The organism is Catellatospora methionotrophica, from assembly GCF_011297335.1.
Lineage (GTDB): Bacteria > Actinomycetota > Actinomycetes > Mycobacteriales > Micromonosporaceae > Catellatospora > Catellatospora methionotrophica.
The window spans coordinates 1,340,721-1,364,221 of sequence record NZ_JAAOTJ010000001.1 but is presented as its reverse complement, the minus strand read 5'-3'; the positions used below and the strand labels follow the sequence as shown (position 1 = coordinate 1,364,221).

The 23,501-nt window shown below is 70.8% G+C and carries 21 protein-coding genes; 11 read left to right on the top strand and 10 right to left on the bottom strand.

The window, feature by feature from the left end:
• Positions 1–12: 12 nt before the first annotated feature.
• Both HAV40_RS05955 and HAV40_RS05950 read right to left on the bottom strand, forming a co-directional pair.
• On the bottom strand, positions 13–615 hold the full coding sequence (locus tag HAV40_RS05955) for a class I SAM-dependent methyltransferase (protein WP_166379724.1): 603 nt from the start codon (positions 613–615) through the stop codon (positions 13–15).
• A gap of 324 nt (positions 616–939) precedes the next feature.
• The gene (locus HAV40_RS05950) at positions 940–1,443 is read right to left on the bottom strand and encodes a GbsR/MarR family transcriptional regulator (RefSeq protein ID WP_239086392.1); all 504 of its coding nucleotides are present in this window, start codon (positions 1,441–1,443) and stop codon (positions 940–942) included.
• Positions 1,444–1,523: 80 nt separating this feature from the next.
• On the opposite strand from HAV40_RS05950, the gene HAV40_RS05945 reads away from it, so the two are divergent.
• Entirely contained in the window at positions 1,524–2,417 is an 894-nt protein-coding gene (locus HAV40_RS05945) for an ABC transporter ATP-binding protein (RefSeq protein ID WP_166379723.1), read from the top strand.
• Positions 2,414–4,024: an ABC transporter permease gene (locus HAV40_RS05940; protein ID WP_166379722.1), complete on the top strand. Its 1,611-nt coding sequence runs from the start codon at positions 2,414–2,416 to the stop codon at positions 4,022–4,024. Before HAV40_RS05945 ends, HAV40_RS05940 begins: the two co-directional genes overlap by 4 nt.
• A gap of 208 nt (positions 4,025–4,232) precedes the next feature.
• Here HAV40_RS05940 and HAV40_RS05935 read toward each other — a convergent pair whose 3' ends face one another.
• The 3 genes from HAV40_RS05935 to HAV40_RS05925 all read right to left on the bottom strand — a co-directional run bounded on the left by HAV40_RS05935 (position 4,233) and on the right by HAV40_RS05925 (position 6,339).
• Entirely contained in the window at positions 4,233–4,913 is a 681-nt protein-coding gene (locus HAV40_RS05935) for a DUF4166 domain-containing protein (protein WP_166379721.1), read from the bottom strand.
• Positions 4,910–5,470, bottom strand: a complete 561-nt coding sequence (locus HAV40_RS05930; RefSeq protein WP_166379720.1) for an SRPBCC family protein — start codon at positions 5,468–5,470, stop codon at positions 4,910–4,912. Before HAV40_RS05930 ends, HAV40_RS05935 begins: the two co-directional genes overlap by 4 nt.
• A 68-nt stretch (positions 5,471–5,538) precedes the next feature.
• Entirely contained in the window at positions 5,539–6,339 is an 801-nt protein-coding gene (locus HAV40_RS05925; protein ID WP_166379719.1) for a helix-turn-helix domain-containing protein, read from the bottom strand.
• A 41-nt stretch (positions 6,340–6,380) separates the two neighbouring features.
• On the opposite strand from HAV40_RS05925, the gene HAV40_RS05920 reads away from it, so the two are divergent.
• A complete protein-coding gene (locus tag HAV40_RS05920) occupies positions 6,381–6,950 on the top strand; it encodes a TIGR03086 family metal-binding protein (protein WP_166379718.1) in 570 nt (189 codons plus the stop codon).
• A gap of 120 nt (positions 6,951–7,070) precedes the next feature.
• Here the strand turns inward: HAV40_RS05920 and HAV40_RS05915 are convergent, their stop codons facing one another.
• From HAV40_RS05915 to HAV40_RS05905, 3 genes are all read right to left on the bottom strand, one after another.
• A complete protein-coding gene (locus tag HAV40_RS05915) occupies positions 7,071–7,580 on the bottom strand; it encodes an NUDIX hydrolase (protein ID WP_166379717.1) in 510 nt (169 codons plus the stop codon).
• A gap of 90 nt (positions 7,581–7,670) precedes the next feature.
• Positions 7,671–8,051 (bottom strand): hypothetical protein, encoded by a 381-nt coding sequence (locus HAV40_RS05910; RefSeq protein WP_203671449.1) that lies wholly within the window; start codon positions 8,049–8,051, stop codon positions 7,671–7,673.
• Positions 8,052–8,107: 56 nt separating this feature from the next.
• Positions 8,108–9,136 carry a LacI family DNA-binding transcriptional regulator gene (locus HAV40_RS05905; RefSeq protein ID WP_166379716.1) on the bottom strand — a complete coding sequence of 343 codons (1,029 nt, stop codon included), beginning with the start codon at positions 9,134–9,136 and terminating at the stop codon, positions 8,108–8,110.
• 190 nt (positions 9,137–9,326) lie between these two features.
• On the opposite strand from HAV40_RS05905, the gene HAV40_RS05900 reads away from it, so the two are divergent.
• The 5 genes from HAV40_RS05900 to HAV40_RS05880 all read left to right on the top strand — a co-directional run bounded on the left by HAV40_RS05900 (position 9,327) and on the right by HAV40_RS05880 (position 17,912).
• Complete coding sequence (locus tag HAV40_RS05900) at positions 9,327–11,222, top strand: glycoside hydrolase family 127 protein (RefSeq protein WP_239086388.1); 1,896 nt, start codon at positions 9,327–9,329, stop codon at positions 11,220–11,222.
• Between the two features lie 117 nt (positions 11,223–11,339).
• A complete protein-coding gene (locus tag HAV40_RS05895) occupies positions 11,340–12,629 on the top strand; it encodes an ABC transporter substrate-binding protein (protein ID WP_166379712.1) in 1,290 nt (429 codons plus the stop codon).
• Between the two features lie 71 nt (positions 12,630–12,700).
• Positions 12,701–13,660, top strand: a complete 960-nt coding sequence (locus tag HAV40_RS05890; protein ID WP_166379710.1) for a carbohydrate ABC transporter permease — start codon at positions 12,701–12,703, stop codon at positions 13,658–13,660.
• Positions 13,661–13,671: 11 nt separating this feature from the next.
• On the top strand, positions 13,672–14,481 hold the full coding sequence (locus HAV40_RS05885; protein WP_166379708.1) for a carbohydrate ABC transporter permease: 810 nt from the start codon (positions 13,672–13,674) through the stop codon (positions 14,479–14,481).
• Positions 14,482–14,606: 125 nt separating this feature from the next.
• A complete protein-coding gene (locus tag HAV40_RS05880) occupies positions 14,607–17,912 on the top strand; it encodes a discoidin domain-containing protein (RefSeq protein ID WP_239086387.1) in 3,306 nt (1,101 codons plus the stop codon).
• A gap of 148 nt (positions 17,913–18,060) precedes the next feature.
• On the opposite strand, the gene HAV40_RS05875 is transcribed toward HAV40_RS05880, so the two are convergent.
• Positions 18,061–19,227 carry a serine hydrolase domain-containing protein gene (locus HAV40_RS05875; protein WP_203671446.1) on the bottom strand — a complete coding sequence of 389 codons (1,167 nt, stop codon included), beginning with the start codon at positions 19,225–19,227 and terminating at the stop codon, positions 18,061–18,063.
• Between the two features lie 310 nt (positions 19,228–19,537).
• Positions 19,538–19,744, bottom strand: a complete 207-nt coding sequence (locus tag HAV40_RS05870) for a hypothetical protein (protein ID WP_166379704.1) — start codon at positions 19,742–19,744, stop codon at positions 19,538–19,540.
• 173 nt (positions 19,745–19,917) lie between these two features.
• On the opposite strand from HAV40_RS05870, the gene HAV40_RS05865 reads away from it, so the two are divergent.
• From HAV40_RS05865 to HAV40_RS05855, 3 genes are all read left to right on the top strand, one after another.
• A complete protein-coding gene (locus tag HAV40_RS05865; protein ID WP_166379702.1) occupies positions 19,918–21,123 on the top strand; it encodes a helix-turn-helix domain-containing protein in 1,206 nt (401 codons plus the stop codon).
• Positions 21,120–21,878, top strand: coding sequence for a TIR domain-containing protein (locus tag HAV40_RS37930; protein WP_203671444.1), 759 nt, complete (start codon positions 21,120–21,122; stop codon positions 21,876–21,878). The genes HAV40_RS05865 and HAV40_RS37930 overlap by 4 nt, the downstream gene beginning before the upstream one ends.
• 132 nt (positions 21,879–22,010) lie before the next feature.
• On the top strand, positions 22,011–23,495 hold the full coding sequence (locus HAV40_RS05855; RefSeq protein WP_166379700.1) for an apurinic/apyrimidinic endonuclease family protein: 1,485 nt from the start codon (positions 22,011–22,013) through the stop codon (positions 23,493–23,495).
• Positions 23,496–23,501 lie beyond the last annotated feature (6 nt).

The window sequence follows — 23,501 nt, the reverse complement described above, 5'->3', positions numbered from 1 at the left end:
TCGGCGGCGGGGTCAGGCCGGGCGGCGCAGGATGGTGACCGCGAAGTCGGCGTCCGGGTGCCATGGCCGCAGGTCCCACGTCGCGAAGCGGTGCTCGACGAGCAGCCCGGCCTCGGCGGCGTGGGCGTCGAAGTCGGCCGGGTCGTAGCCGCGTCCGGTGCCGAAGCCGACCACCACCGGACCGTCGGGCCGCACGTGGGCGGCGACCTGGCGCAGCACCTCGGCCTCGGTGTCCGGTGCGAGGTACAGCATCACGTTGCCGGCCAGGATCGCGGCGTCGAACAGCCGTGGCTCGCCGTCCGCGCGCAGATCCAGTTCGGTCAGGTCGCCGACGACCCACTCGATGTCCGGATAGTCCTGGCGGGCCGCCTCGATCAGGGTTGCGTCGGCGTCGACGCCGAGCACGGTGTGGCCGCGCTCGACCAGCGCCGCGCCGACCCGGCCGCTGCCACAGCCCGCGTCGAGCACCGTCGACCCGCGCGCGATGATCGCGTCGAGGGTCCGCGCCTCGCCGGCGAGATCGTGGCCTTCGGCCGCCATCTGCCGGAACCGGTCGGCCATCCGCTGGGCGTGGCCGCCCGCCGTCCCGGTCACCCACCTGGTCTGCCGCGCCATCTCCACCCCTACCTCGATCCGTCCCGCCAGCCTGCCAGGCCCGCCGGCCAGCCTGCCAGGCCCGCCGGCCAGCCTGCCAGGCCCGCCGGCCAGCCTGCCAGGTGAGTCGGCGAGCCTGCCGGGCCGCGCCGGGCGGCGCTCGCGCGCCCTGCCTCGTTCCGGTCGCCGACCAGGTTGCAAGATCGCTGTTTCGGGTCAGAAACTCGGGTTGGACCGCAGGTTCTGACCGCAAACGGCGATCATCGGGCTGGGGCTGGGGCTAGGGCTAGGGCTAGGGCTGGGGCTGGGGCTGGGGCTGGGGCTGGGGCTAGGGTGCGGGTGCCGTCAGGCGGGTGGGGGGTGGTGGAGGCGAGATTTGTGGGCGGCCCACTGGGCGAGCAGGGCGGGCATGTTGTCCTGGACCCAGGCGTAGAAGTCGCGCATTCCGGCTAGTTTGGCCCCGGCGGGGGTGTTCTCCCCGCCCGCTGCGGCGACGCCCTGGTCGGCGGCGTCGCTGATGGTCTTGAGCAGGCTCATCTTGGCGACGGTCACCTCGTACCAGGAGTCGTCGACCATGCGGTAGCGGTCGCGGCGCGAGCCGGGCACCGGCTCCCGGGCGACCATGTTCAGGTGGACCAGGTAGCGGATCGCCCCGGAGATGCCAGCCGGGCTGACGCCGAGGCGTTCGGCCAGCTCGGCGGCGGTCAGGGCCTGTTCGTCGGCGGCCATGAGGGTGAAGACCACGCGTCCGGCCATCCGCGGGAAGCCCCAGTCGGCCAGCAGCCTGGCCATGTTCTCGACGAAGCTGCGCATCGCCTGCTCGTCGCGCTGCGGCGGGGAGTATGCCACCGTGACCTCCGTCAAGATTTCGTCAAGAGAATAGCTTTCGTACTTTCACAAACTTGTGAAATGAGTGTAGCGTCCAAAACATGGACAACGCCATTTCAGTGGTCGGCCTGACCAAGAGTTTCGGCCAGGCCAAGGCCCTCGACGGCCTGGATCTGACGGTCGCCCGCGGCGAGGTGCACGGCTTCCTCGGCCCGAACGGCGCCGGCAAGACCACCACGATCCGCATCCTGCTCGGCCTGCTGCGGGCCGACGGAGGCACCGCCACGCTGCTCGGCGGCGACCCCTGGCGCGACGCGGTCGCGCTGCACCGCCGCCTGGCATACGTGCCCGGCGACGTCACCCTCTGGCCCAACCTCTCCGGCGGCGAGGTCATCGACCTGCTCGGCCGGCTGCGCGGCGGCCTCAACGCGAGCAAGCGCAAGGACCTGCTGGAGCGCTTCGACCTCGACCCGAGGAAGAAGGGCCGCGCCTACTCCAAGGGCAACCGGCAGAAGGTCGGGCTCATCGCCGCGCTCGCCTCCGACGTCGAACTGCTGCTGCTCGACGAGCCGACCTCCGGCCTGGACCCGTTGATGGAGGAGGTCTTCCGCCAGGTCGTCGCCGAGGAGACCCGCAACGGCCGCACCGTGCTGCTGTCCAGCCACATCCTGTCCGAGGTCGAGGCGCTCTGCGACCGGGTGAGCATCATCCGGCTCGGCCGCACCGTCGAGACCGGCACCCTGGCCGAGCTGCGCCACCTGACCCGCACCCACATCACCGCCGAGCTGGCCACCCCGCCGAACGGCCTGGCCCAGCTGGCAGGCGTGCACGACCTGAAGACCGACGGGGCCACCGTGCGCTTCCAGGTCGACCAGGCCGAGCTCGACGCGGTGCTGCGCCAGCTCACCACCCATGGCGTACGCAGCCTGGTCAGCCAGCCGCCGACGCTGGAGGAGCTGTTCCTGCGCCACTACGAGACGGAGCCGGTGCGATGACCTCCCTCACCGGTACGGGCACGCTGATCCGGCTGATCCTGCGCCGCGACCGGGTGCTGATGCCGATCTGGATGCTGTGCATGGCCCTGCTGCCGGTCGGCCTGGCCTCCGGCACGGCGAGCCTCTACCCGACCGACGCCGGTCGGCAGGGCTACATCGACTCACTGGCCAGCAGTCCGCTGCTGGTGCTGTTCTACGGCCCGAAGCCCGCCGAGCCGAGCCTCGGCGCGCTGATCTTCTGGCGTTCCGCCACCGGCATCGTGATCATGGGACTGATCGCCCTGCTCGTCGTCATCCGGCACACCCGGGTCGAGGAGGAGGCCGGACGCCGCGAACTGCTCGGCTCCACGGTCGTCGGCCGCCACGCGGCGCTCGCCGCCGCCGTGCTCACGGTCTCCGGCGCGAGCCTGGTGGTCGGTGTGCTGGTCGCGCTGGGCATGATCAGCCAGCAGACCCCCGCCCCGGGCGCGTTCGCGATGGGCCTGGCCTGGGCGTTCGCGGGCATCCTGTACGCCGCCATCGGCGCGCTCGCCGCGCAGCTCACCACCGGCGCGGGCGCGGCCCGGGGCATCGCCGGGGCGCTGCTCGGCCTCGACTTCCTGCTACGCGGCACCGGCGACGTCGCCGGTGGCGGCCTGTCCTGGCTGAGCTGGTCGACCCCGCTGAGCTGGGTCTACCAGGTGCACGCCTACACCGGCGACCGGTGGTGGCTGTTCGCGCTGACCACGGCCGTCGCCCTGGCCCTGGTGCTGGTGGCGCTGCGGCTGTCGGCCGCCCGGGACGTCGGCGCGGGCCTGCTGCCGCCTCGGCTCGGCCCGGCCCAGGCTTCCGCCACGCTGCGCAGCCCGTTGGGGCTGGCCTGGCGGCTGCACCGCGGTTCGCTGATCGGCTGGACGATCGGGCTCGGCGTCATCGGCGGCGTCCTGTTCGGCGGCGTCGCCAAGACCGCGAGCAGCCTGCTGGAAGGCAACGGGCAGCTCACCGAGATCATGGAACGGCTCGGTGGCAAGTCCGTGGCCTCCGACATCTTCATCGGCGGCTCGCTCGGCATCGGCGCGATCGCGGTCGCGGCGTACGCCGTCTCGGCGGCGCTGCGGATGCGCACCGAGGAGGCGGCGCTGCGCAGCGAACCGGTGCTGGCCGCCGGGGTCGGCCGGCTGCGCTGGGCGGCCGGGCACCTGGTGTTCGCGCTGCTCGGCCCGACCGTGGTCATGGCGGTCACCGGCCTGTTCGCGGGACTGGTGTACGGAGCCAGCACCGGCGAGGTCGGCCGGCAGGTGGTCCGCGTCGTCGGCGCGGCGCTGGTGCAGATGCCCGCGGTATGGGTGCTGACCGGCCTGACCGTGGCCGCGTACGGGCTGCTGCCGCGGCTGTCGCCCGCCGTCGGCTGGGCGGCGCTGGCGGCCTGCGTGCTGCTCGGCCAGGTCGGCGCGGCCCTGAACCTCGGCCAGTCCGTACTGGACCTGTCCCCGTTCAGCCACATCCCGCACCTGCCGGGCCCTGCTGCCGTACCGCTGACCCCGCTCATCATCCTGACCGCCATCGCCGCCGCCCTGACCGCGCTCGGCCTGACCGCCCTCCGCCGCCGCGACATCCCGGTGACCTGACCCACCCCACACCCCACCCCCGCTCACCACCTGTCCCATCCCGCGCTCCGCCCCGCTTCTCCATAGACGCTGGCCTATGACATCGATTCCGAGTCGCGGATTTTCGATGTCATAGGCCAACGTCTATCAAAGGCGGCGGTGGTGGCGGCGTTGGCGGTTGCGCTGGTGGTGGTGCGGAGGAGAGGGCGGGGTGCTGTGGCCTTGGTGCTCAGTAGCGCGCCTGCTCGCGGTAGGGCTTGACCGAGGCTGGGACCGGGGTGGTCTCGGTGTCCACGTGGCGCAGCGTGAACGCGCCGGTGTAGCCGAAGACGGGGCCGAACCAGGGGTTGGTCACGCGGACGTCGATGCGGAAGACGTCGGCGGTGTCGTCGTAGCGCTCGTGGACTTCGGCGACGGCGGTGGCGGCGGTGGGCAGGGCGGTGTCGACGCCGGCGGCGCGCAAGCGCATCTGGCCGCTGCGCAGGTGCAGGCCGCCCTCGTCGTCGACGCGCAGGTGCAGGTCGGCGGCTATGTGCTGGTGGGTGCCGAGGTAGTCGACGATCACCTCGCGGTGCGGGTCCCACACCATCGTGGCGTCGAAGCGGCGTCGGCGGTGGTGCAGTTCGAAGGTGCGTACGAAGGTGAGGGTCTCGCGGCCGTAGGTGTCGGTGTAGGCGTAGTTCTCGATCGTGAAGGGCACGTCGCGGCCCTGCTCCGGGAACATGATGTTGCGCAGGGCGCCCAGGGCGAGAAACGGCCGGGTGTACGCGCGCCCGCGCCAGATGCGATCCATGACCCCGTTGCCGACGCAGCCCCGGCCGTCGGTGCTGGTGAAGCCGAAGCGTTCGCGCAGGCGCGGGTGCAGCCGGTCGAAGTCGGCACCGAGCGCCGTGTGGAACAGGGAGTTCACAGTGCCTCCAGCAGGGATGGGGCGCGTCCGGCGGTGCGGTCCGGCGGGACGCGCAGGCAGCGGCGGGCCGACGGCGCGCCCCAGCGGGGGAGCAGCCGCAGCGGCGAGCGGCGGGGTGGCACGCCGTCCTCCAGCCAGATGCGCAGACGGTCGAAGGACCAGGCGGTCGCCCAGCCCATCAGCGGCCGCATGAGCAGGTCGAGCAGCGGCCAGCGCGGCGTGTAGTCGTACCCGGTGAGGAAGCGCACCCCGGTGGGGGTCGGCACGTAGCGCCAGTAGCCCGAGCCGGTCATCAGCCAGGAGTGGAAGCGCAGCGCGGAGGTGCGGGTGCCGTCGGGGCGGGTGTGCTCGCCCGCGGTGACGCCCTCGCCCGCCACGGTCAGGCCGGGGGCGAGCCGGGTGGCGTACCGGAAGCGCTGCGGGCTGGTGCCCGGCAGGTATTCGATCGTGGTGAACCGGGCGTCCCAGCGCTGGTGCAGGGCAGGGTCCTGGGTGAACCGCCACACCGTGTCGAGGTCGGCTCGGATGTGGACCTCGATGTAGAGCCCTCGTCGCATGGAAACCCCCTTTTGAGCGTTCGCTCAAACAGACTGTACGACTGTTTGAGCGATTGCTCAAGAGTGATTCAGTGCAGCGAAGCCGCGTACGCCGCGGGCGGCATTCCGATCGCGGCGGTGACCTCGCGGACCAGGTGCGCCTGGTCGCTGTACCCCAGCTCGGCCGCGACCGCCGCCCAGTCCACCTCGCCCCGCGCCTGCTCGATCGCCTCGTGTACGCGGTAGCGCAGGATCACCTGCTTCGGCCCGATGCCGACGTACCGGGTGAACAGCCGCTGCAGCGAGCGCGCCGAGATGCCCGCCTCCCCGGCCAGGTCCTCGACCCGGCGCAGCGCCCGGTCCTGCCGCACCCGCTCCACCAGCCGCATCGCGAGCCGCCCGGACTCGCCGGGTGCGGGCCGCAGACCCAGCAGCAGGTCGTCGAGCACCGCGGCGGCCGCCGCGTCGGTGGTCGCCGCGACCAGCCGGTCACCGGGGTCGGCGACCGGCAGCACCTGCGCCAGCGGCACCCGCCGACCGGTCAGCTCCGCCGGGGAACGGCCCGAGAACGCCGGGAACGCGCCCGGCCGGAACTGCACGCCACGCACCCAGCCCCGTTCCGCCAGTTTGATCGAGAACAGCTCGGTGGCGACGCCGGACACCTCGGCGGTCACCGGGTCGTCCGCGGTCGGCCGGAACACCACCAGGTTCACCGCCGGATGCCCCACGACGTGCTGCTCGAAGGGCCGGTCCAGGTCCCAGTCGATGAACCAGTAGTGCTCGACCAGTTCCGCCAGCGCCGCCGCCGGGGCCAGCCGCCGGAACCGCACCTGCCGCAGCAGCTCGGCGGGGTCGACGATGCCCCGGGTGTCCCGGCGTGGCTGACGCATTTGTTCAAGACCTTCCCGGTGCCGCTGGTTAGCGTGGCCTGATGACCACGATCTCGAAACTACTGCGAGAGTCCGCCGACGTCGCCCTGCCCGTGCTCCACGGCATCACCGACGAGCAACTGGCCACCGCCACCCCGTGCGCCGAGTTCCAGGTCGGCGATCTGGTCAACCACCTGTTCCAGGTCGTCGTCAACTTCCAGGGCCTGGCCCGCCGTGAGGCGGCCGACTTCTCCGGCACCCCGGACGTGCTCGGCACGGACTGGCGCGCCCGCTTCGTCGACGAGACACGGGAGCTGATCGCCGCGTGGTCGGACGACGCGGCACTGGAGGGGATCTCGCCCGGCATGGGACTGCCGCAGCCCACGGTGGGCCGGATGGCGCTGCTCGACCTGACCCTGCACCCGTGGGACCTGGCGGTGGCGACCGGTCAGCGGTATACGCCGAGCCACGCGGCGGTCGAGGAACTGCTGCTCATGGTCGAGCAGATGGGGCCGATGGCGCGGGAGTGGAAGGTCTTCGGTGAGCCCGTGCCGACCGCGCCGGACGCGGACCCGTTCACCCGCCTGCTGGGGGCCACCGGACGTGACCCCGGCTGGCGGCCCGCGCCCTGACGCGCGGCGGTCGCGCCGGGCGACCCGGGTGCGACCAGGTCAGTCCGGCGGCGATCGGCCGACGTCGTGAACGTGCTGGACGGGGCGCCACGTTCGCCAGCCGGCCGCCCCGCCGGGTCGTCAGAGGCCCGTCGGCGTGGGTGTCGCGGGCGGGCCCTGCGCCAGCAGCGTCGTGAGCATGGCGGGCAGCGCTCGCGGGGCGAACAGGTCGCCGCCTCGGTACTCGGTGAGTTCCTGCTGCGTCCACCAGCGGAAACCGCTGATGTGCTCCTCGGCCAGCTCCTCGTCGGTCATCGCGCCGCGCGGTGTGAACGACGCCGTGCGTACCAGGAAGATGTCGTTGACGACCCCGTCGTAGCCGGTGATGTGGCCCTGCCGCACGACCTCCTGATGCCACACGTGCGGCGGGTCGTCGGGCAGCGCCAGCCCGATCTCCTCGGCCAGCTCGCGCCGCAGCGCATCGAGCATGCTCTCGCCGGGCTCGACCCCGCCGCCGGGAGTCGCCCACACCACGATCGGGCCCTGGTCGAGCTTGTCGAAGGTGAACCGGCACAGCAGCACCCGGTCCTGCTCGTCCAACACGAGAGCGCGCACACCGGCCCGGAGCCGCGGGGAAGTGGAGGAGTGCATGACGACGAACCTATCCCGACCCACCTGGACGTGGGGGGACCACGGTCGGAGCGGTTGGGCCGTCCCGCGCCGACGTGGCGGTCCGGCGGGTCAGGAGTCGTGGCGGGAGTGGCGGCCCGGTCCTTCGCCCAACGGCGGGAGCGGCTCGGGCTCGGTGTAGCCGAACACCCGCTCGGCGAGCATCTGGCCGAACACACCGTTGAGGCTGCCGCAGTCGCGGCACTGGAAGTTCTCGTCCAGCCGGGGACCGCCGCAGTGGTCACACCGGCCCTGGTCGCGGGGGTCGTGGTAGTCCTGCAACGCCAGCCGCAGCGCCTGGGCGACCGGCTCACTCAGCATGAGACGGCTTTCGCGGCCGTCGATCCGTACGGTGAGTTCAGTGCTCGTGGGGGCGTGCGGGTCGAGCGCGTGGATCCGTGCCACGAACCCGCCGATCTCACCCAGGATGTCGGTCGGCTGCTCAGTCGCCATGACCCGACCGTACGACATCCAAGACCTTGACTCGCCGAGGGCATCAGCCGGGCGCGTCAGGCCTGCTGGGGGAGGGGGCCGGTGGACTCGCGGACGACGAGACGGCAGGGCTGGCGGATGACGCCGGACGACGGGGTGCCGTCGAGGGCGGCGAACAGGTGCATGACGGCCGTCGCGCCGAGCTGCTCCAGGTTCAGGTCGACGGTGGTGAGCGGCGGCCGGCAGTCGGCGGCCATCTCCTCCCAGTTGTCGTAGCCGATGATGGCGACGTCGTCGGGGATGCGGCAGCCGTGCTCCTGGAGTGCCTGGGCGGCCCCGGCCGCGATCTGGTCGTTGCCGCAGAAGATCGCGTCGATCTCCGGGTGCGCCGTGATCAGCATGCGGGCGGCGTGGCGGCCCCAGCGCTGGGACCACTCGCCGTACAGCGGCTCGCCGCCGACCAGCTCCAATCCGGACTCGGCCAGCACGGCCTGTAGCCCGGTGACGCGGTCGCGGGCGGCGCGGTAGCTCTGCGGTCCGGTGATGTGGGCGATGTTGCGCCGACGCAGGCTGATCAGGTGTTCCATGGCCAGCCGGCCGCCGCCCTCGTCGTCGGCGAGCACCGACAGGTCGGCGGGGTCGGTCGACTGGCCGTACACGTACACGACCGGCACGGGGATGTCGCGGCTGAGCGAGGGGCGCAGGTCGTTGCTGTCGCCGAGGATGATGAACCCGTCGACCTGCCGCGCGAGCAGGGTCCGGATGTAGTGCTGGCGGCGGATCGCGTCGCCGCGGGCGTCGCACAGCAGCACCGACATCTGCTCGTTGCCGAGAGCGTTTTCGGCGCCCAGCAGGATCGGGATGGAGAAGCGGCCGCCGAGTTCGTCGGTGAGCAGTCCGATGGTGCGGGTGCGCCCGGAGATGAGTCCGCGGGCGAGCACGTTGGGCTGGAAGCTGAGCTGGTTGGCCGCTTGCAGCACCCGCAGCCGGGTGTCGGGCGCGACCTCGCCGCGCGCGTTGAGCGCCTTGGAGGCGGTCGCCACGGACACCCCCGCCAGCCGTGCCACGTCGGTGAGTGTCACCGACGTCGATCGCCGCCTGCCCACGGAAAGCCTTTCGCTCGTTTTTCGACAACGTGTCGGAGCTTACGCACGGAAGCGTTGCTGTGCATAGCCCCCACCACGTTATCGAGATGTAACACGACGAGCATCTTGCCGAAAAGGTTTTCGGGATTCATGGTTGCTCCAACGTCGAAGTGACCGCGGTCACGAGAGTCTGTTGGAGGCGGAGATGACGGTGGCGGCGCGAACCGCCGACCTCACCGGAGGTCGGCCCGTGGTGCCGTCGCGAGGCGTCCTGCGACCGCTGGGCCTGAGCGAGGTCCGGATCACGGGGGGCTTCTGGGCGCAGCGGCAGGAGACCAACAGTCGGGCGACGCTCGACCACGGTCGCGAATGGATGGACAAGCTCGGCTGGACCGGCAACTTCACCGCTGAAGCGGGCCGGGGCAGCGCGGAGCGGCGCGGTCGCGAGTTCTCCGACTCCGAGGTGTACAAGCTGATCGAGGCGATGTCGTGGGAGACCGGACGGCAGGCCGACCCGGCCCGCGACGCCGAGATCGCCGAGCTGACCGCGATGATCGCGAGCGCGCAGGCCGCCGACGGCTACCTGCACACCGCGTTCGGCCGGCCCGGCCAGCGGGCCCGTTACGGGGATCTGGCGTGGGGGCACGAGCTCTACTGCGCCGGGCACCTGCTGCAGGCGTCGGTGGCGCGGGCCCGCACCAGCGGTGACGACGCGCTGCTGAACGTGGCGCGGCGGGTCGCCGACCACGTCTGCGAGGAGTTCGGCCCGTCCGGCCGCGACGCGGTCTGCGGGCACCCGGAGATCGAGCCGGGGCTCGTCGAACTGTTCCGGGCCACGGGGGAGCAGCGCTACCTGGACCAGGCCGCGCTGTTCGTGGCCCGGCGCGGGCGGCGCACGCTGCCACGGCACGAGTTCGGCTGGAGCTACTTCAGCGACGACATCGCCGTCCGCGAGGCGAAGGTGCTGCGCGGGCACGCGGTGCGGGCGCTGTACCTGGCCGCCGGGGTCGTGGACCTGGCCGTGGAGACCGGCGACGACGAACTGCTGGAGACGGTCGCGGCGCAGTTCGACCGGACCCTGGCCCGGCGTACGTACCTGACGGGCGGCATGGGTTCGCGGCACCTGGACGAGGCGTTCAGCGACGACTTCGTGCTCCCGGCCGACCGGGCGTACTCCGAGACCTGCGCGGGCATCGCGGCGATCATGGTGGCGTGGCGGCTGATGCTGGCCACCGGCCGCGAGCACTACGCCGACGTCATCGAGCGCATCCTGTACAACGTCGTGGCGACCGCGATCGGCGACGACGGCCGGTCGTTCTTCTACGCCCACACGCTGCACCAGCGTTCGCTGACCGCGGTGCTGCCGGGCGACGTGGAGCAGCTCGGCTTCGGCGGCGGCCCCCGCGCGCCGTGGTTCGAGGTGTCCTGCTGCCTGGCCAACACGGCCCGGATGCTGGCCAGCCTCTCCACCTACGTCGCCTCGGTCGACGATGACGGGTTGCGCGTGCACCAGTACGCCGACGCCGACATCGACACGGCGCTGGCCGACGGGCGGCGGGTCGGGCTGCGGATGCGGACCGGCTATCCCGACGAGGGCACGGTCGGCATCGAGGTGACCGCGGCCGAACCCGGCCCGTGGACGCTCGCGCTGCGGCTGCCCTCGTGGGCGGCGGGCGCGACGGTCACCGTCAACGGCGAGCCGCAGCAGGCCACGGGTGACCGGGTCGTGCTGCGGCGGGACTTCGCCGTCGGCGACCGGATCGTGCTGGCGCTGCCGATGCGGCCCCGGTTCACCCGCCCCGACCCGCGTATCGACGCGGTCAGAGGCTGCGTGGCGGTGGAGCAGGGGCCGATCGTGCTGTGCGCGGAGTCCGCCGGCGGTGCGCTGGACCTGGACAGCCTGCGCGTCGACGCGGGCACCGATCCGGCCGCCGACGGCGGGGTGACCGTACGCGGCGTGGCCGAGGAACTGCCCGAGCGGCCCTGGCCGTACGCCGACGCGGGCCCCGTCGGGCGGCGTACCACCTTGGACGTTCCCCTGGTCCCGTACCACCGCTGGGCTCGCGGCGGACCCTCCACCATGCGGGTCTGGCTGCCCACCACCTGATTCACCGCGAACGCACCACCGCACCACCGCACCTGGGGACCCGGCTCGCCGCGGATCAGGCGACTATCCGGGTTCCGGCTCCACCGCTTCGCGCCATACCGATGGAAGGAGAGATTTGTGAGATCTAGAGGACTTCGGGCGCTCGCCGTCACGGCGGCGGCCCTGCTGGTGACCGCTGTCGCCGCGTGCGGCGGCGACGACCCCGCGGCTCCCGGCGCCTCGGGCACCGCCGGCGTCGACGACGGTGCGCAGCTCACGCTGTGGACCCGGGCGGCAACCGAGTCGGTGTCGAAGGCGTACGCCGACGCGTACAACAAGACGCACAAGAACAAGGTGACCGTCACGTCGTACCCGAACGAGGAGTACCCGGCGAAGCTGGCCTCGGCGGCGGGCGCGAAGGCGCTGCCGGACCTGTTCGGCGCGGACGTCGTCTTCGCGGCGCAGTACGCCTCGCAGGGTCTGTGGACGGACCTGACCGAGCGCCTGGCGGCCAGCGGCCTCAAGGACAAGGTGTCGCCCGGACACCTCAACGCGGGCACCTGGGAGGGCAAGAACTACGCCGTCCCGCACACCGTGGACATGTCGGTGATGCTCTACAACAAGGACCTCTACACCAAGGCGGGCCTGGACCCGGAGAAGGGCCCGACGTCGCTGAAGGAGTTCGCCGAGCACGCCCGCAAGATCGACAAGCTGGGCGGCGACGTGAACGGCACCTACTTCGGCGGCAACTGCGGCGGCTGCGTCGAGTTCACCTTCTGGCCCTCGGTCTGGGGCGCGGGCGGCGACGTGCTCGACGCCAAGGGCGAGAACGCCAAGGTCGACTCCAAGGAGATGGCCGACGTCTTCGCGCTCTACCGGGCCCTGTACGACGAGGGCGTGGCGGCTCCGGCGTCCAAGGACGAGGCCGGTCCGACCTGGCTCGGCGCGCTGCAGAGTGGCAAGATCGGCATCGCCCCCGGGCCGTCGGTGTGGCTGGGCCTCATCGAGGAGAAGGGCGTGAAGATGGGCGTCGCGCCGATCAGCGGGCCCGACGGCGGCGACTCCACCTTCATCGGCGGTGACGCGATCGGCGTCGGCGCCACCAGCACCAAGGCCGCCCAGGCCTGGGACTTCCTGCTCTGGACGATGTCCGAGGAGGCCCAGGTCGAGATCATCGCCAAGAACAAGGGCGTGCCGATCCGCACCGACCTGGCGTCGAACAAGTACTCCTCGGCCGACCCGCGCATCGTGCTCATCAACAGCCTGGTCGCCAAGGGCAAGACGCCGTACGCGAAGAACTTCAACGCCTCCTTCAACGACCCGCAGAGCCCCTGGCTGCAGACGGTCCGAGGAGCGCTGTTCGGTGATGCCGCCAAGTCCCTGACCGACGGCAACACCGCGATCACCAAGTCCCTCCAGCAAGGCTGACCCGTACCCGGCCCGGCCGCCGCCCTACCCCGGCGGCCGGGCCACCTCTCCCGACCGACCCCGGAGATGCGATGTCCACGCTCACCCCGTCCCGCAGCGGCAAGGCGCGACCGCTGCCCGCCCCGGAGGCGCCCCGGCCGCCGAAGCGGTTCGGGCGCAGCGCCGCCCGCAGCCGGGCCGCGCTCGGGGCGCTCTACGCGATGCCCACCGCGGTCATGGTCGGCCTGTTCTTCCTGGTGCCGCTGGTGCTGGTCGGCTGGATGTCGCTGCACAGGTGGCCGCTGCTGGGCGCGCCGACGATGAACGTGCCCGACAACTACACCCGCATCGCCGACAACGAGCTGGTCGCCTCGGCGGTCTGGTTCACCGTCAAGTACACGGTGCTGATGACGGTGGGACTGTTCGTCGTCGCGTTCGGGCTGGCCCTGCTGGTGCAGCAGCGGCGGCGCGGGGTCGGTTTCCTGCGTACGGCGTTCCTGCTGCCCATGGCCGTCGGCTTCGCCAGCGCGTCGCTGCTGTTCCTGGGTCTGCTGTCCGACGAGATCGGCCCGATCAGCGACCTGCTCCGCAAGATCGGCCTGATCGAAGGGTACGTCTCCTGGACCAGCGGCAGCTCGGAGTCCGCACTCGGCTCGGCGATGGTGCTGGTGCTGTGGCGCTTCGCCGGGTTCAACATGCTGATCCTGCTCACGGGGCTGCAGGCGATCCCGCTGGAGGTGTACGAGGCGGCCCGCATCGACGGCGCGAGCCGCTGGCAGACGTTCCGCCGGGTCACCATCCCGCTGATGCGCCCGACGATCGCGCTCGTGCTCACCATGATGATCACCGGTTCGCTGCTGGCGTTCGACCAGTTCTGGATCCTCACCCGCGGCGGCCCGGACAACAGCACCACGTCGCTGGTCATGGTGATCTACCGGGAGGCCTTCATCCGCCTCGACCTCGGCTCCGCCGCCGCCATCTCGGTCGCGCTGCTGGCCGTGCTCGTCGTCTTCAACGTCATCCAGCTCGGCGTGCTGCGCCGGCGCTCCTAGGAGAGGCACTCATGACCAGGTCTTCCCTCGCCGGGCGGTGGGGTTACCACATCACCGGCACGGCGCTGGCGATCCTGTTCCTGTCGCCCCTGCTGTGGAGCGGCTGGGCGTCGCTGCGCACCAACAGCGGCTTCGGGCTGGAGAACTACGACCGCCTGTTCACCTCGGACAACGGCATCCGCCTGCACCACGTCGTCAACAGCCTGACGGTCAGCGCGCTGACGGTGATCGGCACGCTGCTGGTCGCCACGCTGGGCGGTTACGCCTTCGGCCGGTTCCGCTTCCCCGGCCGTGACCTGCTGTTCCTGCTCACGCTGGCGATCCTGATGGTGCCGTACGCGACCATCCTCATCGCCCTGTACGTCCTGCTCGGCTGGATCGGCCTGCAGGACAGCCTGATCGGCCTGAGCCTGGTGCTGATCATGTTCCAGCTGCCGTTCTCGATCTTCATGATGCGCAACTCCTTCGAAGCGGTGCCCCGTGAGCTCGAAGAGTCGGCGCAGGTCGACGGCTGCAACAGCGTCTCCACCCTGATCCGCATCATGCTGCCCGCGGTGAAGCCCGGCCTGATCACCGTCGGCCTGTTCGCGTTCCTGACCTCGTGGAGCGAGTTCTTCGCCCCGCTGATCCTGCTGAACTCCACGGACCAGTTCACGACCACGCTCGCCGTGGTCAACATGCGCACCGCCAGCCACGGCTCCATCGACTACGCCGCACTGGAGGCCGGGGTGGTCTTCATGGCCGTGCCCTGCCTCCTGCTGTTCGCCTTCATGCAGCGCAGCTACGTACGGGGGTTCACCTCCGGCGCGCTGAAGGGCTGAGCAGCCCGATTGACCCCCGGCCGCGCCCGCACCGCCTACCCGGCGGGCGCGGCCGGGTCACCAGACCTCTCACCGCCGAACACTCACCGCGTCCCACAACCGTCCCCCATGTGGAGGTGAACACCATGCCACTGCTTTCGCGCCACCGGCGCAGAAGCCTGGCACTCGGCCTGTCCGCAGTACTGGCCACCGGAGTGATCGCCGTACAGGCGTCCAACCCGGCGATGGCTGCGCAGACCATCGGCTTCCCCACGTTCAGCGGCCCGGCCATCCCGGCCCCGCCGGTCGCCTACACCAGCGGCAACATGATGCAGTCCATCTACAACGCGGAGTCGGGCGGCACCGACTTCTGGATGGACCGGCTGCTGGCCCGTCCCGGCAACGACCCCGCCGGCACCTGGCTGATGTCCCGCGGCCGGGCCCTGTACATGAAGACGCACACCCCGGGCACGCTCGGCTTCGCCGGGCAGGCCGCCTACTGGGAGAGCATCAACAACGGCAACGCGTACACCATCGCGGTCACCCCCGGCACGTTCACCGAGCAGGTGGGTTCCCGCTGGCAGGCGCCCAGCCACTGGAAGAGCGTGCACACCAGCGGCTCGGTCACGATCAACCAGACCAAGTTCATCACCGACAACAACGTCGCCGTGACGAACCTGTCGATCACCAACGGCGGCAGCAGCTCCACCACGCTGCAGCTGCGCGCGACCTCGCCGTTCGCCACGTCCGGCAGCGGCAGCGAGCTGACCGGCCAGGTCAACGCGTACAACAACCTGACCACGCTGTACCCGCGTATCACCGGCGACGGGTTCACCGTCTCCAGCGGCGGCCTCAACCGCTCGGTGACCATCGCCGCGGGCGCGACCGTGACCGCCAAGGTGGTCATGGGCTTCGTCACCAACGAGATCCCGGCGTCGCTGACGGAGTACAACACCTACGCGGGCTACAGCAACGCGACCGCGTTCGCGACCCACGTGCGGGCGTACAACCTGTGGTGGGCGCAGAACCTGCCCTACATCGACGTCGCGGAGCCCGCGATCAAGAAGAACATCTACTACCGCTGGTGGCTGATGCGCTTCAACAACCTCGACGCCGACATCCCAGGGCAGACGTTCCAGTTCCCGACGTCGACCGAGGGCGTGCTCGGCTACAACAACGCGATCGTGCTGACCCAGCCGATGCACATCGACGACCTGAAGTACCTGCGCAACCCGATCTACGCGTACGGCAACGTGCTGTCGACGGGGCAGGTCTCCAAGGGCGGCCGCTTCCTGGACAATCCGGGTGATCCGGAGAACTGGTCCAACAGTTACACGCAGTACATCGCCGAGGCGGCGTGGAAGGCGTACCAGATCTACGGCGGCCAGCCCGCGATCGCGGGCAACATCGCCAAGTACGCCGAGGGTGACGTCAAGGGCCAGCTCGCCTTCTACGACACGAACAACAACGGGCTCATCGAGTACGACTGGGGTGCGCTGACCGGTAACGACGCCGACGCGGTGTCGTTCCACTACCGCTCGGGCCGGATGGACCGCGCCGAGTCGGCCTACCAGTACTCGGGCGCGCTCGCGGCGGCTGAGGCGTACGACGCGATCGGCAACACGGCCAAGGCCGCCGAGATGCGCACCCTGGCCACCCGGATCAAGAACGCGATCACGAGCGTGCTGTGGAACTCCAGCCGGCAGCTGTTCGAGCACCGGTACCCCGACGGGACCTTCAACCCGTGGAAGGAGATCAACAACTACTACCCGTTCGCGGTCAACGCCATCCCGAACACCGACCAGTACAAGCAGGCGCTGCGGCTGTACGACAACCCGGCCCAGTACCCGATCTTCCCGTTCTACACGGCCAACCAGGTGGACAAGGCGGCTGCGGCCGCGCAGGGCCAGCCCGGCTCGAACAACTTCTCCACCATCAACTCCACCGTGCAGTTCCGGCTGTACTCCTCGGTGCTGCGCAACTACCCGAACGCGTGGATGAACGCCCAGGACTACAAGAAGCTGCTGTACTGGAACGCCTGGGCGCAGTACCCCAACGGCAACACCCAGTACCCGGACGCCAACGAGTTCTGGGCCGACTGGAACGGCTCGTCGGTGCAGTACCGCTCCTGGATCCACCACAACATCCTCGGTTCCAGCAACTGGACCGTGATCGAGGACGTGGCGGGCCTGCGGCCGCGCAACGACAACAAGGTGGAGCTGTCGCCGATCAACATCGGCTGGACCCACTTCGCGATCAACAACCTGCGCTACCGCAACAGCGACCTGTCGATCGTCTGGGACGACCCGGCCGACGGCGTGACCCGCTACCCCGGCATCCCGCAGGGCTACTCCATCTTCATCAACGGCAACCGCGTAGCCACGGTCAACAGCCTCGTCCCGGTCACCTGGGACCCGGCGACCGGCGCGGTCACCACCAGCGGCACGGTCGCGTTCAACACGGCGGTCTCGGGCCTGCAGGCGCCGAACCAGGTCGTGCAGAGCGAGTCGCGGCTGACCGACATCATGGCCAAGGCCGGTGTCGACCTGACCGCGAACCTGACCAACCTGGCCACCGGCTCGACCGTGTCGGCGTCGTACAGCGGCTCCGGTGCGGGCACCGGTGGCGCGGTCGACGGCTTCCCGATCAACGAGCCCTTCTGGGGCGCGGGCGGCTCGCCGAACGCGCAGGACTGGTACGAGGTCAACTTCGGCACCGCCCGGACGCTGAACGAGGTGCGGGTGTACTTCAAGGACAGCCGCCCGCAGTCGGCCACCTACCGCGCGCCGTCGTCCTACCAGATCCAGTACCTCAACGGCTCCACCTGGACGAACATCGCCAGCCAGGTCAAGACCCCGGCCGCGCCGCGGGCCAACTACAACCTGGTCACCTTCCCGGCGGTCAGCGCCCAGCGGGTCCGCGTGCTGGCCACCAACGCCTCCGGCGCGAAGACCGGCATCACCGAGATCAAGATCTTCAACCGGGGCGGCGTCCAGCCGCCGGACCCGCCGGTGTCGACCAACCTCGCCCTGTCGGGCACGCCCGTCTGCTCCTACACCTCGGCGTGGGAGGCCTGCGCGGCGATCAACAACGGTGACGAGCCGACCAGCTCCAACTACGGCGGCACCAACCAGGGCAACCGCTGGGGCACCTGGCCCGAGACGGGCACCCAGTGGGCCGAGGTCCAGTGGTCGTCGGCGCAGTCGGTGAAGCAGGCGCAGGTCTACTTCTTCGACGACGAGGGCGGCATCGACATGCCTTCCACCTGGAAACTTCAGTACTGGAACGGCAGCGCCTACGTCGACGTCCCCGGCGCCGGCTCGTACACCCTCACCAAGAACGCCTACAACACGGTGAACTTCACGGCGGTCAGCACCACCCGCCTCCGCGTCTCCCTCACCGCCACCGGCACGGCCTCCCTGGGCCTGCTGGAGGTGAAAGCCTTCGCCTGAGTGAAGGAAGGGCACCTTCCCATCGCCATGCGTTGCGGAAGGTGCCCTTCCTCACGGGCTCCGACCGAAGATCGCTGTTTGCGGTCAGAAAGTGCGGTCAGACCTCACCTTTTGACCGCAGACAGCGATCTCTGCGCGTGGGCTTCCGTCACCTCGTCGGCGTGGGCGACGGGTCGGGGGTGGTGGGCAGGTCGAGGTTGGCGTAGATCTGGTTGAGGATGGTGGGGAGCAGGGCGTTGGCGGTGGGGCGGCTGTCGTCGTCGACGGTCAGGTTGGTCCAGACCACGAGGGTCACGTCGTTGTCCGGGTCGTAACCCATGAACGAGTTGAAGCCGGGCATCTCGCCGCCGTGGAAGTAGACGGCGGCGTCCGGCGAGAACCGCTGGTACGAGATGCCGTACCCGTACCGCTGCCCGTTCGGGCCGCCGTCGGGGTTCTCGGCCTGGAGGCTGTCCAGCCACCGCTGCTGCATGTCGGCGTCGAGCACCTTGCCGGTCACCAGCGAACGGATCCACACCGCGATGTTCTCCGCCGTGGAGATCGCCCCTCCGGCGGCGGTCGCGTAGGACGGATTCTGGTTGGTGTAGTCGATCGGCTCCACCGACCCGGCCCGCATCGCCGCCTGCATGTCCGCCGGGTACGGCGCGTCGGTCATCGCGTGCGCGGAGCCACCGTAGAGGTAGCCGTGCGCACCCGGATCAGGGATGGTGGCGTCCTCCGGCGCGGGCAGCAGGGTCTGGCCGAGCCCGAGCGGCCGGTACAGGCGCTCGGTGAACTGCTCGCCCAGCGGCTTCCCGCCGACCTTCTCCGCAACCAGGCCGAGCAGCGCGTAGTTGGTGTTGTCGTATTCGTACTCCGTGCCCGGCGCGAAGTTCGGCGGCCGCTGGAACGCGATGTCCAGCACCTCCTGCGGCGTCCAGACCTTGGCCGGGTCGGCGTCCAGGGTCACCGAGAACTCCGGCGCGTTCGTGTAGTTGTACAGGCCGCTGCGCATCTTCAGCAGCTGCTCGAGAGTGATGTTCTGGCCGTTGGGCACGTTCGGGACGTACGCCGAGATCGGGTCGCTGAGCTTGAGCCTGCCCTCCTGGGCCAGCAGCAGGATCGTCGCCGCGGTCATGGTCTTGGTGTTCGAGCCGATCCGGAAGTGTGTGCCCGTCGCGGGTGGCTGCTGCGCGCCCCGTTGCAGGGTCCCCGACAGCACCGTGTACGCGCCCTGCGGTGTGCACAGCAGCACGACGGCTCCGGGCACCAGCATCCGTTTGGCCGCAGCGTCCACGGCAGCCTGCAGCGCCGCCTGGTCGATCGGCTTCAGCACGGTCCCTCCCGGGGGTGCAGTCGCGCCCGTCACCGGTGAAGCGCAGGCCTGCGCGACAGGAGCGCTGTACGCGGCGCTCGGTGGCACGGCGACGAACGACCAGCTGACGACCAGCAGCGCCGCACAGGCCAGCCGCGCGGCGCGCGACGTGACATACGCCCGGGATTGCCTCAACATCGCCATCACGGCCTTTGTCGTGGACTCCGTGCCCCGACGTCCCGGTGCCGGACGCGTCCAGGGCACTCGAACGAGTACAGCTTAAGTCGGCTGCCTCGGGACGGACGCTGGTTTCGGCTGGTCGCAGGGGGTCTCAGCGGTCACGCTGGCGAGCCGAGGCCTGCCGCTTGTGCTCGTGGCAGAGCGCGGCGGTCGGCTGCCCGCAGTTGCCGCACCAGGTGATCGGCACGTCCTCGGCGAGCGCCGCCGCGGTGGGGGAGCGGCGACGCAGCCACCGGCCGGCGAGCGTGCCCAGTGTCAGGCCGACGACCAGGCCGGCTATCGCGTCCAGCGTTGACATCGTCGGCCTCCGTTCGCGCGGTGGCACCGGGCGGGGCGGGGGTGCCAGGCGTGGGTTTCCGACACGGGCCCTGTCTATGACGGTATTGAGGTTCACCACTGCGGGTGGCACCATTTGGCACCGCGGCCTCTAATCTGGAGTGAGCGCCCCTCGCCTACCTCGTAGGACACGTGATGAAGTCACCCGAACGCCCGTCACCCGAACCGATCGGGGACAAGATCAAGCGATTGCGGGAGATCCGCGGCTACTCCGTGCGGCACGCCGCCGCGCTGGCCGGGATATCCCACACCCAATGGGGGCGTATCGAGAAGGGTCAGCGCAGCGCCGACAACCGCTTCCAGCTCGCCGACATCGCGCAGGCGCTCAAGGTATCGCTGGCGGACCTGACCGGTGCCGCCGGACTGGTGGCGGGCGACTACGCGCACACCCGCACCGCTGTAGCCCAGACGATGCAGGCCGTCATCGAGGCCGACCTCGAAGATCCGCCGCTGGCCGCACCCGTGCCCATGGACCTGCTCCTCCAGCGCCTCGACCTCGCGCAGAGCCTCCGCTTCAAGTGTGACTACACCGGCGCCTCGACGGTGCTCCCGGAGCTGCTGAAAGGCCTGCACGCCACGTCGTTCGGGCAGGACCGGCCCCGGGCGCTGCGCGGCCTGGTCCTGGCACAGGAGACGGCGTCGTTCGTGGTCCGCTACCTCGGCGACCCGGCGAGCGCCGTCATGATCGCCGACCGGAGCCGCCAGGCCGCGACCGCCCTCGGCGACCCCGTCGTCATGGGCCTGTCCGCGTGGACCCAGGCGCACGCCGCGGCAGGCTGCGGCCTGTACCCCCGTGCCCAGCGCATCGCCGACCGGGCTGTCGCCGACCTGGAACAGGCCCCCGGCCTGCCGGACGGGCGCGAGATGCTCGGCCAGCTGCTGATGGTGGCCGCGTTCACCCGCTACGCCCAGGGCGACGTCGGCGGGGCCGCGAGCGCCGTCGCCGAGGCCGAGCGGCTGGCCGAGCTGACCGGGCAGAGCGCCGCGCTGGGCCTCAACTTCGGCCCCACCAACATCAGGTTCTGGCAGGTCAACATGGACGCCGACGGCGCTCACCCGGGGCGGGCCGTCGAGATCGCGCGCCACGTGAACCCGAACGACGTGCCCGTCGTGTCACGGCAGGCGGGTTTCCACATCGACGTCGCGCGGGCGCTGGCCAACATCGGCCAGGACCAGGCCGCGATCCGCCAGTTCCTGCTCGCCGAACGCCTCGCTCCGCAGCGGGTTCGGATGTCGCCGATCGTGCAGGAGACCGCCCGGGGGATGCTGGAACGCGCGCGCCGTGGCACCGGCTGGGTGGAGCTGCGGGGACTCTGCGAGCGGGTCGGCGTCGCGCTGTGACCCCCGCACGGATCGCCGTCGTGCACGCCGGGGAGGAGCCGCCCGGCGGCTGGCACGCGTCGGTGTTCGTGGCGGGTCCGATGCCTCGCGATCCCGACCTGCCGTCATGGCGGCCCGGCGCGCTCCGGCTGATCGAGGAACGCTGGTCCGCCCCCGGGCTGCTCGCCGTGTTCGTGCCGGAGCCGCGCGACCGGCGTCACCCGCCTGAGGGATACGTGCACCAGGTGTGGGAGGACCGGTGGATGTCGGTCGTCGACACGATCCTGTTCTGGGTGCCCCGGGAGATGCCCGGCACCCCCGGCCTGACCACCAACGTCGAGTTCGGCAGGTACGAGGGCAGCGGCCGGGTGGTGCTCGGCATGCCACCGCACGCGCACAGCGTCCACTACCTGCGCCACTTCGCCGACCTGCACCAGGCTCCGGTCGCGGACACGCTGCCGGAGACGGTCTCGGCCACGCTCGGGCTCGTGGGGACCGGGTCGTGGCGGGAGGCTGGCACGCGGGACGTGCCGCTGCTGGTGTGGCGTACGCCCGCGTTCCAGACCTGGTGGCGTGCGATGACGGCGCGCGGCGAGCGGTTGCGCGGCGCGCGGGTGCGCTGGATCTCGGGTGCCGACGCGGCGTCGTGGGTGGTCGACGCGACGGTCGCCGATACCGTCGGCGTCGAACTGCGTCGGGTGATGTGCCTCGACGGCTCGGGGGACACGCTGACAGCGGTGGTCCACCCGTCACCCACGATCGACGACGCCCGCTAGCTGTACCGCGCATCGTGGCGGTCGACTGGTTCGCGGCGAAATGGCGTATCAGCCGGACAGAGAGTGATCAGGCGGTTACCGTTTGGGCATAATGTCCCACTTTGGCGGTTGCTGTTCTCTGTGAGGCGCACCATGCACGTATCCCGGCTTCGTCCCATCCTGCTCACCGGCGTCCTGCTGGCCGGCGGTTGCACCGCGGCCTTCAACGCAGACTCGCGGGCGGCCTCCCGCACCGTCATGCCGACCGAGCTGACCACCGTCGTGACCGGCGCGACCGGCGCGGAACTCGCGGTCCAGGCCAGCCGCTCGCTGTTCAGCCACGCCCCGGCTGTCGTGCTCGTCGGTGAGCAGGACGCGCCGAGCCTGGCCCAGGCCGGTTCCGCCGCCGAACAACTCGGCGTACCGGTGCTGCTCACGGCGGCGGCCGACGGCACCGCCGCGGCGGTCCGCGACGAGCTGGGCCGCCTCGCACCCGAGACCCTGATCCCGGTCGGAGCCGCGGCGGCCGCCTGGGCCAAGGACCACGCCACCGAGGGCCAGGCCGTGAAGCCGTTCGACGGCGGACTGCCCAAGCTCGGCTCCGTTGCCCCGCTCGACCAGCTCGTCGTGCTGACCCTCGACGGGCCGGACGCCGCCGCGGCCACCGCCACCGCGAAGGCGAGCCGCGCCCAGGTGCTCGTGCTCAAGGACCCCGACCCGCGCGCCGACGACGCCGTGATCAAGGCGCTCACCGGCCGCCCGGCCGCCCACGTCATGGCACTGGGCAGCGCGTTCGGCGACGCGGCGCGGCTGCGCAACCGGATCGAGACCGCCGCGACCGGAACCCTGCTGCCCGGCGGCCGCCAGGTCGTGTTCCCCGACCGCCGCATGGTCGCCCTGTACGGCCACCCCGGCGACTCCGGCCTCGGCTCGCTCGGCGAGCAGGGCGTCGACGCCGCGGTCAAGCGCGCCCGCAAGGTCGCCGCCCAGTACGCCGACATCGACAAGGGCCTGGTGGTACCCGCCTTCGAGATCATCACCACGGTGGCTTCCAGCGACGCCGGCCCCGACGGCGACTACTCCAACGAGTCGACCGTCGACCACCTGCGCCCCTGGGTCGAGGCGGCCGCCGCCGCCGGGATCTACGTGCTGCTCGACCTGCAGCCCGGCCGCACCGACTTCCTCACCCAGGCCAAGCGCTACGAGGAACTGCTCGTGCAGCCGCACGTCGGGCTCGCGCTCGACCCCGAGTGGCGGCTCGCGCCCCACCAGCAGCACATGGTGCAGATCGGCTCCGTCGGCGCGAACGAGATCAACAAGACGGCCACCTGGCTCGCCGAGCTGACCCGCAGCCGCCACCTGCCGCAGAAGATCCTGATGCTGCACCAGTTCCGCACCGACATGATCTCCGGCCGCACGGGCATCGACACCAACCTGGACGAGCTGGCTGTGGTGATCCACGCCGACGGGTTCGGCTCGGCCAGCGAGAAGATGGCGACCTGGGACAACGTACGCGCCGAGGCGCCGAACCAGGTGTGGTGGGGCTGGAAGAACTTCTACGACGAGGACAAGCCGACGTTCTCCCCGAAGGAGACCATCGCGATCGAGCCCTCACCGGTCTTCATCTCGTACCAGTAGGACGAC